This window comes from Streptomyces sp. NPDC091416 (assembly GCF_044756845.1).
Taxonomy (GTDB): domain Bacteria; phylum Actinomycetota; class Actinomycetes; order Streptomycetales; family Streptomycetaceae; genus Streptomyces.
Genome location: NZ_JBIVTU010000002.1, coordinates 450,362 through 463,038, shown reverse-complemented (window position 1 = coordinate 463,038; position 12,677 = coordinate 450,362). Strand labels below are relative to the sequence as shown.

The following is a 12,677-nucleotide window of genomic DNA, read 5'->3' as shown; positions in this document are numbered from 1 at the left end:
GTTCATACTGCGTCGACCTCCGAGGTCAGGGTGGTGAGACGGGTGGCCGTCGTGGCCATCCATCGCACGTCGGCGTCCAGATGGGCCAGGGCGTAGTCGGCCGAGAGGACGGTGGTCAGATCGGTGCCCGGTGTGGTCTTGAGACCGGTCAGCTCGTGCATGCGCACCATGTGGGCGGCACGCTGGGCCATGAGGTACGTGGCCGCCTCCGCCGTCCGGTCGCTGCCCTCGGCCCCGGCGACCAGGAGCGAGATGACGACCTTGGCGAAGATCTCGTTCGTGACGAAGGGGGCGGGCGGCGTGACCCCTCGGGCCCACGTGGCGAGCTCGTCCGCTCCCTGGTCCGTGGCGCGGTACAGGGTGCGTTCGGGGCCGCCGTCGGAGTCGGTGCCTTCCACGGCGGCGAGGTCGTCCCGTACGAGGCGTTGCAGGGTCGTGTAGACCTGTCCGTAGGCCAGCGGGCGGGCCTGGGGGAAGAGTTCGTCGTATCGCCGTTTGAGGTCGTAGCCGTGGCTGGGACTTCCGGCAAGCAGGCCCAGGAGGATGTGACGGGTGCTCATGAGGGGCGACTATATACTCAGTATATGTACTGAGTGAATACTTGGGCGTGAGCGATGCCCACAAGGCGCCGGGGAGCGGCGGACCGGGTGCCGCGCGACAGCGCGTCGGCCGGGCCTACTCCGCCACGGCGTAGGCCTGGACCGACCAGAGCGAGTAGCCGTACTCGGTCGCCCGCCCGTCGCCCTGGACCCGGATGAAACGGGTGTCCTTCGCGTCCATCCGGACGGACTCGTGGCCGCCCCGGCCGTTGCGGACGGTGGCCGCCGTGCGCCAGGTGCGCCCGTCCGCGGAGACCTGTATGCGGTAGCGGGAGGCGTACGCGTCCTGCCAGTCCAGGACCACCTGGCCGACCCGGGCCGGGGCCGGCAGTTCGGCCTGCCACCAGGCGCCGTCCTCGGGCGGTGAGGACCAGCGGGTCTTCAGGTCGCCGTCCGACGCGGCGGCCGCCGGGAAGTCCGCGGTCTCGTCGCCGGACGAGGAGGCGGTGGCCGTACGCAGCAGATCGGGGCCCGCCGTGCGCGGGAAGGCCCGGACGGTCAGCGTGGTCTCCTCGGTGCCGAAGGAGAACGGCACCGCGTACTCGCCCGCGGGCGTGTCCGCGGGGACGGTGATCTCCACGGGCACCTCGGTACGGGAGCCGCGCGGCACGGTCGTCTGCTTCGGCACCCGCACCTTGATGCCCTTGGGCGCCTTCGCGGTGAGCGCGCCCCGGACCTCGGCCGGGCGGCGCGCCGAGAGCCGGGCCTCGACCCGCAGCGGCTTGCCGCCGATCTCGGCGTCCGTCTCCCCGCGTGCGAGATCGAGCCGGGCGGCGGGTTCGTCGCCGAACCACGGCACCAGGGAGCGCACCCGGGGGGCCGTTCCTGCGGACGGGGCCGTACCCGCGAGCGGCGGGATGATCAGGGACGGTGTGCCGGCGAGCACCGGGGTGGCGGTCGGCCAGCTGATCCGGACGGCGTCCACCCGCAGGCCCTGGCCCGGCGACTGGGTCCAGCCCCGCGCCGACAGAGCGCCGAGGCTCTGCCAGCCCTCGCCCGGCACGTGCGCCTGGACCGTCGCGCCCGACGCCGTCGAGGCGTCGCCGGGCACCGTCATCGCGGTGACGGCCTCCAGCGGGCGCGCCCGGTCGAGGTGCAGGGTGTAGCTGCCCGGAGCCTCGGTCACCGTGCCGTTGTCGCGGTCCGATCCCGTCCAGGCGTCGGCCTCCTTGCGTACCCGGTCGAGGAACGGGCCGAGCACCCCCTTGCCGACCGTCGCGCCGCCCTTCTTCACGGCCTTGACCGCCGGCTCCAGGCCCAGCGCGGCCTCCCAGGCGGCCGCCCCGTCGTCGCGCGCCTGCGCCTGGAGCAGATCGACGGCCAGCTCGCCCGCCCGGCCGTAGCGGGCCAGCTGCTCGCTCCACGGGCGCACTTCGTCATCGAGGTGTCCGCCGGCCAGTCCGGTCAGCCGCTGCGGGGTCTCGCGCATCACGGTGAACGCGGCCCGCAGCCGGCGCGCCGCCTCTTCGCGGGCCGGGGCGCCGTCGGCCGTACGGGACTTCCAGAACGCGGCGAGCAGCGGCCGCAGATACGCCGATTCGTCACCGCCCAGCACGGATCCCGCGCTGTTGCCCGCCAGTGCGCGCAGCGCGTCCCGGCTGCGGGCGTCGCCGCCCGCGAGATCGTCCAGGGCCGCCTGCCAGGACTCCTGCGGCTGGTACCCCTTCGGGTTCCAGGCGAAGTCGGCGGCGGTGAACAGCGGGATCCGGGACGCGGACGGCTGCTCCATCGCGTTGGCCAGCAGCGCCGCCGAGCCGATGGCGACGGCCGGGTCCCGGCCGGTGTACGGGCCCAGGAAGATCCGGTCCTGCGCGTAGTCGTTGACCGGGTAGTTGTCCATCGTGACCAGCGGATGGCGGAACGTGGTGCGGGCACCGGCCAGTTCGCCGCCGGTGATGGTCCTCGGCACGACCCCGACGCCGGTCCAGGCGACCTGGACCCGCTCGTCGAGCTCCCCGGCGAGCGCGGTCCGGTAGTCCGTCGCCCCGTCCTGGTAGAACTCCGTCGGCATCATGGACAGCGGCTCGGAGCCCGGATGCCGCTCCGCGAGATGCCGCGCCACCGCGCTCACGACCCGGGCCTGCGCCCTGGCCGCCGCCTCCGGGCCGCTGCCGAAGGTGTCGGCGTCGGCCGAGCAGTGCCACTCGCTGTAGCTGACGTCCTGGAACTGCACCTGGAAGACCCGCACCCCCAGGGCCCACATCGCGTCGATCTTCTTCGTCAGCGCCTTCACGTCGCGGTCCGACGACAGACACATGGACTGACCCGGAGCCACCGCCCAGCCGAGCGTCACATGCTCGGCGGCGGCCCGCTCGGCCAGCGCGCGGAACTCGGCGCGCCGCTCGGCGGGGTACGGGTCGCGCCAGCGGGCCTGCCGGTACGGGTCGTCACCGGCCGCGTAGAGGTAGCGGTTCTGCTTGGTGCGCCCCATGAAGCCGAGCTGGGCGAGCCGTTCCTCCTGCGACCAGGGCCGGCCGTAGAAGCCCTCGGTCATCCCGCGTACGGCACCGGCCGGCCAGTCCCGGACGGTGACGCCGGCGATCCGGCCGCCCCCGGCCAGCTGACGCAGCGTCTGCACGGCGTGGAACAGGCCGTCGTCGCCGACGCCGTCCACGGCGACGGTGTCCCGGCCCGCGACCCGGCCGACCGCGATCCGGTAGCCGCCGGACGGCAGATCGGCGCGGTCGGGCGCCCGCAGCGTACGCAGCGCGTCCGCGGCGCCGTCCCCGCCGAACCGGATGACGGGCCCGCCGCCGGGCAGCGTCTCGTGGACGGACCGCACGCCCGCGTCGCGCAGCACCTGGCGGAGCGCCTCGACCGCGTACGGATCGGCCCCGGCACCGGCGACGAGCGTCACGTCGCCGGAGAGCGGGACGGGGGACCCGGCCACCTTGATGCTCTGCGGGCGCGGCCACACGGCGGGCGGCGCGGCGTCGTCGGTGCGGTCCGGCGAGGTCACGGGGTGGGTGCCGGGCGGCGAGGGGGCGGCGACGGCCGCGGGGGCCCCCGCGGAGAGCAGCCCGCCGAGCACGGCCACGGCGACGGCCGCCGCGTGCTTCCTGCGCCTGAGCTGCATGCCTGTCTCCCTACGCGCCCACCGATGGGCTCCGAGCCCACCACCCGCGCGCGAGAGTGTCAATGTGCGGGGTCACCGTGGTGTAAATGCCCGATATGACAGTCGTGGTGAGGGGTTCGCCGTGCCCGGTGACACACGCGAAAGACCACGCCGAATGGCCGAAACGAGCGGACGTCTTACGGAGAACCCGCCCTCGGGGAACGGAATGTGACCCGGAGCACGTTCAACTCGTTGTCATCATGCCTACGTCTGCGGCCGCGTCCGCTGGGTAGGTCTGCTGTGTCCTGTTCTCCACGGCCAGGAGGCCACCATGCCCGCAGCTGCGCAGCTTCTGCTCTCCGCCCTGTCCAAACAGGTACCGGGTCCTGCCCCGTACATCAGCGCGCTCCCGGCCACGCCCAGCACGCCCGGCCCGCTCACGAGCGAGGCGCCGCTGGCCGATGCCATACCCCTGACCAGCGAGCCCCCGCTCGCCGACGCCACACCACTGACCAGTGAACCCCCGCTCGCCGTCCTCGCCCCGCTGACCAGCGAGCCGGCTTCTTCCGGCAGCGCTTGGGGCATGGAGTCCCCAGGAGTCTGAATGGGCTTGTCCCGGCTCGCCGCACTGCACGGCGTCGCCACCTCCTTCTCCCCGTCCGCCGATGTCACGGTGCCCGTCCCCGAGGGCACGGTCGTCGCGGTGCTCGCCGCGCTCGGCGTCGACGCCGCCACGCCGGAAGCCGTACGGGAGGCGCTCGCCGCCGCCGAGTCCGCGGCCGGCTCCCGGCTGCTCCCGGCCACCGTGGTGGTCTGGGCCGGCGAGCCGCTGCCCCCGGCCCTGACCGCACTGCCGCCCGGCACGGAGCTGACGGTCCGCCCGGAGGAGCCCGACGCGGCCCCGCCGGCCCCGATGCGCGTCCCCGCCGGGGGTACGGTTCCGGCCGAATCCCGCCCGGATGACGCCCGGGCCGCCGAGGCCGCCGCGGCGCCGGCCACGCACAAGGTCTCCGCCGCGCCCGGATGGTGGGCCGAACCGCCGCCGGGGGTGTACCGGCTGACCGTCCGGGCCCCGGGCGCGCCGGACCGCAGGAGCGGCCCGGGCGGGCCGGTGACGGAGACCTGCACGCTCGTGGTCGCCCCGGCCCGGGTACCGCAGCCGCCCGGGCGCAGCCACGGCTTCCTCGTCCAGCTCTACTCCCTGCTCTCCGCCCGCTCCTGGGGCATGGGCGACCTCGGCGACCTCGCCGACCTCGCCTCCTGGTCCGGGCGCTGCCTCGGAGCCGGCTTCGTCCAGGTCAACCCGCTGCACGCCGCGGTACTGGGCAACCCCACCGACCCCTCGCCCTACCGCCCGTCCTCACGGCGGTTCCCCGACCCCGTGCACCTGCACATCGAGTCCGTCCCGGAGTACGGGCACGCGCCCGAGCCCGCCGTCCTCGACGACCTGCGCCGCCGGGCCGCCGAACTCAGCGAGGCCGTGCTGAACAAGGGCGCCCTGATCGACCGGGACGCCGTCTGGGAGCTCAAACGGCAGGCCCTCGGCATCCTCGTCGGCGTCCCCCTCACACCCGGCCGCCGCGCCGCCTACTGCGACTTCCTCGCCGCGCAGGGGCAGGCCCTGGAGGACCACGCCCTGTGGTGCGCCCTCGCCGAGATGCACGGCTCCGACTGGCACACCTGGCCGGCCGGCCTGCGCGACCCGCGCTCCAGGGAGACCGCCCGCGCCCGTGCCGAACTGCTGGACCGGGTCGACTTCCACTGCCGGCTCGCCTGGCTGACCGACGCTCAGCTCGCCGCCGCCCAGCGCGCCGCGAAGGACGCGGGCATGGCCGTCGGGATCGTCCACGACCTCGCCGTGGGCGTGCACCCCGGCGGCGCCGACACCTGGGCCCAGCAGGACGCCTTCGCGCACGGCATGTCCGTCGGCGCACCCCCGGACGCCTTCAACGCCCGCGGCCAGGACTGGGGGCTGCCGCCCTGGAGACCCGACGCCCTCGCCGCATCCGGCTACGCCCCGTACCGGGGACTGCTGCGCGGGCTCCTCGCGCACGCCGGGGCCCTGCGCATCGACCACGTCATGGGCCTCTTCCGCCTCTGGTGGGTGCCCGAGGGGCGTCCGCCCACCGAGGGCACCTACGTCAGCCACGACGCGGAGGCGATGCTCGCCGTCCTCGTCCTGGAGGCCCACCGCGCAGGCACCGTCGTCATAGGGGAGGACCTCGGCACCGTGGAACCGGGCGTCCGCGAGGCGCTCGCCCGCCGAGGCGTCCTCGGCACCTCCGTGCTCTGGTTCGAGCGCGACTGGTCGGGCACCGGCCGCCCGCTCGCCCCGGAGGAATGGCGCGAGGACTGCCTGGCCACCGCCACCACCCACGACCTGCCGTCCACCGCCGCCCGGCTGACCGGCGACCACGTGACGCTGCGCCACCGCCTCGGCCTGCTCGCCCGACCGCTGGAGGAGGAGCGCACCGAGGACGGCACCGACACCGCGGAGTGGCTCGGCCTCCTCTCCCGCCTCGGCCTGCTCCCCGAAGGCGGCGACGACGAGGAGGCGGCCGTCCGCGCCGTCCACCGCTTCCTGCTGCGGACTCCCGCCCGCATGGCCGGGGTCTGGCTCCCGGACACCATCGGCGACCGCCGCCCGCAGAACCTGCCGGGCACCTGGGACCAGTACCCCAACTGGCGGCTGCCCATCGCCGACGCCGAGGGCCGGCCCGTCACCCTGGAGGAACTCGCCGCCTCACCCCGGCTGCACCGGCTGATGGAAGTCCTCCGGCCCCGTCAGGAGCCTCCGAGGACCCGTACGGCACCCCCGGGCGCGCGGCCCACGTAGGCGTTCGCTACGTTTGCACCGTGGACAAGAAGAACGCTATGCGCGCCGGCGCGGTCGCTGCCGGTACGACGCTGATGATGCTGCTGATGTCGTCCCCCGCGCTCGCGCTCACCCGCGACGACGGCGACGACCCGGGACCGGGCCTGAGCGTGATCGACACGATCGGTCTGTTCGTCGTGGCCCCCCTGGCCCTGTTCGCGGTCATCGCGGGCCTGGTCATGGTCCTCGACAAGTCCAAGAAGCAGGCCTAGTCCTCCCACCGGACACACCCAGGACATCCCGGGTGCGCCGCTCGGTACCCACGTACCGAGCGGCGCATTCGCATGTCCGGAGCGGGAACGGGGGCCGGGCCCGGGGCGGAGCACGGCACGCCCGGTAGGTTGCGGCCATGACCGAGTGGGACGTCAAGAAGCTCCGCATCCTGCGCACCCTGCGGGACCGGGGCACCGTCACCGCGGCCGCCGAGGCGCTCCGCATGACCCCGTCCGCCGTCTCCCAGCAGCTCTCCAACCTCTCCAGGCAGCTCGGCGCCCCCCTGCTGGAGGCGCAGGGCCGGCGCGTGCGCCTGACCGACGCCGCCCATCTGGTGCTCCGCCACGCCGAAGCGGTCTTCGCCCAACTGGAGCGCGCCGACGCCGAACTGACCGGGTATCTGCACGGCGAGGCGGGCGAGGTGCGGATCGCGGCGTTCGCCACCGCCGTGCCCGCCCTGGTCGTGCCGGCCGTGCAGGCGCTGCGTGACGAGGATCGGCCGGGGCCGGACGTACGGGTCCGGGAGGCCGAGGCGGGGCAGGCCTACGAACTCCTCGCCGCCGGTGAGGCGGACCTGGCGCTCTCGTTGGCCGCCCACGCCCCGACCGCCCGTGACCCGCGCTTCGCCGTGCTGCCGCTGCTCGCGGACCCGCTCGACGTGGCGCTGCCGGCCGGTCACCGGTTCGCGGACGCGCCCGGGCTGCGGCTGGCGGACCTGTCCGCCGAGCCATGGATCTTCGGCGGCTCCGGCCCCTGGTCCGAGATCACCACCGCCGCGTGCGAGGCCGCGGGCTTCGTCCCGGAGCAGGCGCACAGCGCCTCCGGCTGGACCGCGATCCTCGCCATGGTCGAGGCGGGCATGGGCATCGCGCTGATCCCCCGCATGGCGTCCGCGGAGCGGCAGGGCCGGGACGGTGTGGTGATGCGGGTCCTCGAAGCGGACCGGCCCCGGCGCCATGTGGTGGCCGCGGTCCGCCAGGGGGCCGAGCAGGGCCCGGCGGTGGCCCGGGTGCTCGCGGAGCTGCGCCGGGCGGCACAACCATTCAACTGTCCTTAACGATCCATGCGAAAACTTTCGATGGACCTAACGGCTCCGTCGTACGACAGTGAACGCATGACCTTCGGACAGAATGAGAACCACCACGAGGACCCCCACGCCAACGACGCGGCCCCGTACGGCGGTGGTGACCCGTACGCCGACTACCGCACCACCGACCTCCCCTTCACCGAGCTCGTCGACCTCGCCGACCGGCGGCTCGGCGCGGGCGTGATCGCCGCCAACGACGAGTTCTTCGCCCAGCGCGAGAACCTCCTGGTCCGCGGACGTGCCGTCTTCGACCCCGAGCACTTCGGGCACAAGGGCAAGATCATGGACGGCTGGGAGACCCGCCGCCGACGCGGCGCGGACGCCGCACACCCGTTCCCCGCCCCGGACGAGCACGACTGGGCCCTCATCCGGCTCGGCGCCCCCGGCATCATCCGCGGCCTCGTCGTCGACACCGCGCACTTCCGCGGCAACTACCCGCAGCGCGTCTCGGTCCAGGCAACCTCCGTCGCGGGCTCGCCCGGCGCCGCCGAACTCCTCGCCGACGACGTGAAGTGGGACGAGATCGTCCCGCCGACCCCCGTACGCGGCCACGCCGCCAACGGCTTCGAGATCACCGGCGGCCGCCGCTACACCCACCTGCGCCTCTGCCAGCACCCCGACGGCGGCATCGCCCGCCTGCGCGTGCACGGCGAGGTGCTCCCCGACCCGTCCTGGCTCGCGGCACTCGGCACGTTCGACCTGATCTCGGTCCTGAACGGCGGCAGTTACGAGGACGCCTCGGACCGCTTCTACTCCTCGCCGACCCAGATCATCCTGCCCGGCACGTCCCGCAAGATGGACGACGGCTGGGAGAACCGCCGCCGTCGCGTCCGCGACACCAACGACTGGGTACGCTTCCGGCTGCCCGCCCAGGGCGCGGTCCGCGCGGTCGAGATCGACACGGCCTACCTCAAGGGCAACGCGGCCGGCTGGATCGCCCTCCAGGGCCGTAACGGCGAGACGGGCGAGTGGTTCGAGATCATCCCGCGCACCCGGCTCCAGCCCGACACCCTGCACCGCTTCCCGCTCCGCGCCCAGGCCGTCGTCACGCACGTCCGCCTCGACGCCTTCCCCGACGGCGGAGTGGCCAGGATGCGCCTGCACGGCTCGCTGACCGAGTCCGGCGCGGCCGCCCTGGCCCGCCGCTACGAGGAGTCGGGCGCGTAGGGCCTCTCGTGTGGATCAGGCCGGGCCCGCGTGGCCCATCTCGGCCTGATCCGGGCGAAAGGCCCCGGCCGGCCCCGCGACCGCCGCCCGGCGAACGGCTGAGCCCCGCGCCCCGTTCGCCGGGCGGCCTCGGCCACGCGAAAGGGCCCGGACCGGCGACGTACGCCGGTCCGGGCCCTCGGCCGATTCCCGCGGAACCGCCGGCGCGGGGGCAGGTGCCGTGGACACCCGCCCCCGCTGCCTGCCGTACCTACGCGGTGGCCGCCGCGGCGTCCGCGGCCCGGGCCTTCAGCGCCCGCTCCACGCCCGACCGCGACTCCGACATCAGCCGGCGCAGCGCGGCGCCCGGCTCGGCCGAGGCCAGCCAGGCGTCCGTGGCGTCCAGGGTCTCCTGCGAGACGTGGAGCGCCGGGTAGAGACCGATGGCGACCTGCTGCGCCATCTCGTGGCTCCGCGAGTCCCAGACGTTCTTCACCGCGGCGAAGAACTTCTCGGAGTACGGGGCCAGCAGCTCGCGCTGGTCGGTCTGGACGAACCCGGCGATGACCGCCTCCTGGAGGGAGTTCGGCAGCTTGTCGGACTCGACGACCGAGGCCCAGGCCTCCGCCTTCGCCTCCTGGGAGGGCCGCGCCGCGCGGGCGGCCGCCGCGTGGCGTTCGCCCGCCGCCGTCCGGTCACGGGCGTACTCGGCGTCGATCTCCTCGTCGTCCAGCAGCCCGGTGGCGGCCAGCCGCTCCACGAAGGCCCAGCGCAGCTCGGTGTCGACGGCCAGGCCCTCGATCGCCTCGGTGCCGTCGAGCAGCGCCTGAAGCAGGTCGAGCTGCTGCGGGTTGCGGGCCGTGGCCGCGAACGCGCGGGCCCACGACAGCTGGTGGTCGCTGCCCGGCTCCGCCGCGCGCAGGTGCGCGAGCGTCGCCTCGGTCCACTGGGTCAGACCCGCCTCGCGCCACTCCGGCGCCGCGTACATGTCCAGCGCCATCTTCACCTGACGGTGCAGCGACTGGACGACGCCGATGTCCGACTCCTTGCCCACCCCGGACAGGACGAGCGAGAGGTAGTCGCGCGTGGCCAGTTCGCCGTCGCGCGTCATGTCCCAGGCCGACGCCCAGCACAGGGCGCGCGGCAGCGACTCGGTGAAGTCGCCCAGGTGCTCCGTGACGACCCGCAGCGACTCCTCGTCGAGCCGGACCTTCGCGTACGAGAGGTCGTCGTCGTTGAGGAGGATGACGGCCGGGCGCGCGGTACCGGCCGGGAACGGCACGGTGGTCCGCTCGCCGTCGACGTCCAGCTCGATCCGGTCCGTCCGGACCAGCTTGCCGGACGCGGCGTCCAGGTCGTAGCAGCCGATCGCGATCCGGTGCGGACGCAGCGTCGGCTCGCCCTTCGCGCCGGCGGGCAGCGCGGGCGCCTCCTGGAGGACGGTGAACGAGGTGACGTGCCCGTTGGCGTCCGTCTCGATCTCCGGGCGCAGGATGTTGATGCCGGCCGTCTCCAGCCACGCCTTCGACCAGGTCTTCAGGTCGCGCCCGGAGGTCTTCTCCAGCGCGCCCAGCAGGTCGGACAGGCGCGTGTTGCCGAACGCGTGCGCCTTGAAGTACGCCTGGACGCCCTGGAAGAACGCGTCCATGCCGACGTACGCCACCAGCTGCTTCAGGACCGAGGCGCCCTTGGCGTACGTGATGCCGTCGAAGTTGACCAGGACGTCGTCGAGGTCACGGATGTCCGCCATGATCGGGTGCGTCGAGGGCAGCTGGTCCTGGCGGTACGCCCACGTCTTCATGGAGTTGGCGAACGTCGTCCAGGAGTGCGGCCACTGCGAGCCGTCGGCGTACGCCAGGCAGGCGATCGACGTGTACGTGGCGAACGACTCGTTCAGCCACAGGTCGTTCCACCACTCCATGGTCACGAGGTCGCCGAACCACATGTGGGCCAGTTCGTGCAGGATCGTCTCGGCCCGCGTCTCGTACGCCGCGTCCGTCACCTTGGACCGGAAGACGTACTGGTCACGGATGGTGACCGCGCCCGCGTTCTCCATCGCGCCCGCGTTGAACTCCGGGACGAAGAGCTGGTCGTACTTGGCGAAGGGGTACGCGTAGTCGAACTTCTCCTGGAACCAGTCGAAGCCCAGCCGCGTCACGTCGAAGATCGCGTCCGCGTCGAGGTACTCGGCGAGCGAGGGCCGGCAGTAGATGCCGAGCGGGACGGTCTGGCCGTCCTTCTCGTAGCTGCTGTGCACCGAGTGGTAGGGCCCGACGATCAGGGCGGTGATGTACGAGGAGATGCGCGGCGTCGGCTCGAACGACCAGACGTCGTCCTTGGGCTCGGGCGTCGGCGAGTTGGAGATCACGGTCCAGCCGGACGGGGCCTTCACGGTGAACCGGAAGGTGGCCTTCAGGTCCGGCTGCTCGAAGCTCGCGAAGACGCGGCGGGCGTCCGGAACCTCGAACTGGGTGTACAGGTAGGCCTGCTCGTCGACCGGGTCGACGAAGCGGTGCAGGCCCTCGCCCGTGTTGGTGTACGAGCAGTCGGCGACGACCTTCAGCTCGTTGGAACCCGCCGCCAGATGCGCCAGTGCGATCCGGGAGTCACGGAACACGGCCGCGACGTCCAGCGCCCTGCCGTTCAGCTCGACCTGGTGGACCGCCGGGGCGATCAGGTCGATGAAGGTCTCCGCACCGGCTTCGGCGGAGTCGAAGCGCACGGTGGTGACGGACCGGTAGGTCCCACCCTCCTGCGCTCCGGAGAGGTCGAGATCGATCTCGTACGCGTCCACGGTCAGCAGGCGCGCCCGCTCCTGTGCCTCTTCGCGGGTCAGATTGGTGCCAGGCACGCGGTCATCTCCTTGATATGTGATGTTTCCGGTCATCCTTCCACGTGACCGGCGCCCAAGGCGATGTCCAATTTCCGCCGGACCGTGCTGGTGGGGCGGGCCATTCTCGTCATATGACCAGTTACGAGGCACGCGCGATCGACCCGGCCGCACTGAAGGAACTACGGGACACGGACGACGCGGGGCGCGCCTGCGTCCCGTACACCGCCACGGACGCGGGCAGCCCGCTGCGCTGCTGCCTTCGGGGCAACGAGGCGGGGGAGAGGATCGCCCTCGTGTCGTACGCGCCGCTGCGCCGCTGGGCGGCCGCGACGTGGGCCCGTCCCGGGGCGTACGACGAACAGGGGCCGGTCTTCATCCACGCCGAGGAGTGCGAGGGGCCCTCGGCGGACCGCTCCGGCTACCCGTTCTCCCGGGCGGGCGCGCTGCGCACCGTCCGCCGCTACGACGCGGAGGGGCACATCGTCGGCGGCCGGCTGATGGAGATCCCGGCGGACGAGGAGCGGGGGTACGACGAGGCCATCGCGGAGGCGTTCGCCGATCCGGAGGTGGCGCTGGTGCACGTGCGGGCCGTGGAGTACGGCTGCTGGCACTTCGAGGTGCGGCGCCCGGCCTCAATCCCCTCCGGCCTCATCAGCCCTTCCGGCCTCTCAAGCCACTCCGGTGACTGAGGAGCGGGGGTGGGGGGGGGGGGGCCCCGCCCCCCCCCCCCCCCCGCGGGGGGGGCCCCCCCCCCCGCCGCCCCCCCCCCCCCCCCCCCCGGCCCCCCCCCCCCGGGGGGGGGGGCGGGGGGCCAAGTCCTCTTTATGGACCCCCTCGCGGCCGCCCGTCGGGGGCACCCTCACCCCGGG

At 73.7% G+C, this 12,677-nt stretch carries 9 protein-coding genes; 6 read left to right on the top strand and 3 right to left on the bottom strand.

Annotated elements, in window-relative coordinates:
* Window positions 1-2 precede the first annotated feature (2 nt).
* Together ACIQMX_RS08945 and ACIQMX_RS08940 are read right to left on the bottom strand one after the other, a co-directional pair.
* Window positions 3-560 (bottom strand): PadR family transcriptional regulator, encoded by a 558-nt coding sequence (locus ACIQMX_RS08945; RefSeq protein WP_402475956.1) that lies wholly within the window; start codon window positions 558-560, stop codon window positions 3-5.
* Between the two features lie 115 nt (window positions 561-675).
* On the bottom strand, window positions 676-3,675 hold the full coding sequence (locus tag ACIQMX_RS08940; RefSeq protein WP_363065820.1) for a beta-N-acetylglucosaminidase domain-containing protein: 3,000 nt from the start codon (window positions 3,673-3,675) through the stop codon (window positions 676-678).
* A 310-nt stretch (window positions 3,676-3,985) separates the two neighbouring features.
* On the opposite strand from ACIQMX_RS08940, the gene ACIQMX_RS08935 reads away from it, so the two are divergent.
* The 5 genes from ACIQMX_RS08935 (at window position 3,986) to alc (ending at window position 8,996) form a co-directional block, all read left to right on the top strand.
* On the top strand, window positions 3,986-4,258 hold the full coding sequence (locus ACIQMX_RS08935; RefSeq protein ID WP_363065822.1) for a hypothetical protein: 273 nt from the start codon (window positions 3,986-3,988) through the stop codon (window positions 4,256-4,258).
* Entirely contained in the window at window positions 4,259-6,490 is a 2,232-nt protein-coding gene (gene malQ / locus ACIQMX_RS08930) for a 4-alpha-glucanotransferase (RefSeq protein WP_402475954.1), read from the top strand. It abuts the gene before it with no gap.
* Between the two features lie 20 nt (window positions 6,491-6,510).
* Window positions 6,511-6,741 (top strand): hypothetical protein, encoded by a 231-nt coding sequence (locus ACIQMX_RS08925; protein ID WP_148018711.1) that lies wholly within the window; start codon window positions 6,511-6,513, stop codon window positions 6,739-6,741.
* Window positions 6,742-6,878: 137 nt separating this feature from the next.
* Window positions 6,879-7,799 (top strand): LysR family transcriptional regulator, encoded by a 921-nt coding sequence (locus ACIQMX_RS08920; protein WP_402475952.1) that lies wholly within the window; start codon window positions 6,879-6,881, stop codon window positions 7,797-7,799.
* A 57-nt stretch (window positions 7,800-7,856) separates the two neighbouring features.
* The gene (gene alc / locus ACIQMX_RS08915) at window positions 7,857-8,996 is read left to right on the top strand and encodes an allantoicase (RefSeq protein ID WP_363065829.1); all 1,140 of its coding nucleotides are present in this window, start codon (window positions 7,857-7,859) and stop codon (window positions 8,994-8,996) included.
* Between the two features lie 250 nt (window positions 8,997-9,246).
* Here the strand turns inward: alc and pepN are convergent, their stop codons facing one another.
* Complete coding sequence (gene pepN, locus ACIQMX_RS08910; protein WP_402475951.1) at window positions 9,247-11,826, bottom strand: aminopeptidase N; 2,580 nt, start codon at window positions 11,824-11,826, stop codon at window positions 9,247-9,249.
* Between the two features lie 113 nt (window positions 11,827-11,939).
* Between pepN and ACIQMX_RS08905 the strand changes: the two genes are divergently transcribed.
* On the top strand, window positions 11,940-12,497 hold the full coding sequence (locus tag ACIQMX_RS08905; RefSeq protein WP_363065833.1) for a DUF1203 domain-containing protein: 558 nt from the start codon (window positions 11,940-11,942) through the stop codon (window positions 12,495-12,497).
* Window positions 12,498-12,677: the final 180 nt, after the last annotated feature.

What these genes read in the sequence shown, in the direction of transcription:
- ACIQMX_RS08945 (WP_402475956.1), bottom strand. Translation starts at nt 560, where the DNA reads ATGAGCACCCGTCACATCCTCCTGGGCCTGCTTGCCGGAAGTCCCAGC.
- ACIQMX_RS08920 (WP_402475952.1), top strand. Translation starts at nt 6,879, where the DNA reads ATGACCGAGTGGGACGTCAAGAAGCTCCGCATCCTGCGCACCCTGCGG.
- alc (WP_363065829.1), top strand. Translation starts at nt 7,857, where the DNA reads ATGACCTTCGGACAGAATGAGAACCACCACGAGGACCCCCACGCCAAC.
- ACIQMX_RS08905 (WP_363065833.1), top strand. Translation starts at nt 11,940, where the DNA reads ATGACCAGTTACGAGGCACGCGCGATCGACCCGGCCGCACTGAAGGAA.
- malQ (WP_402475954.1), top strand. Translation starts at nt 4,259, where the DNA reads ATGGGCTTGTCCCGGCTCGCCGCACTGCACGGCGTCGCCACCTCCTTC.
- ACIQMX_RS08935 (WP_363065822.1), top strand. Translation starts at nt 3,986, where the DNA reads ATGCCCGCAGCTGCGCAGCTTCTGCTCTCCGCCCTGTCCAAACAGGTA.
- ACIQMX_RS08940 (WP_363065820.1), bottom strand. Translation starts at nt 3,675, where the DNA reads ATGCAGCTCAGGCGCAGGAAGCACGCGGCGGCCGTCGCCGTGGCCGTG.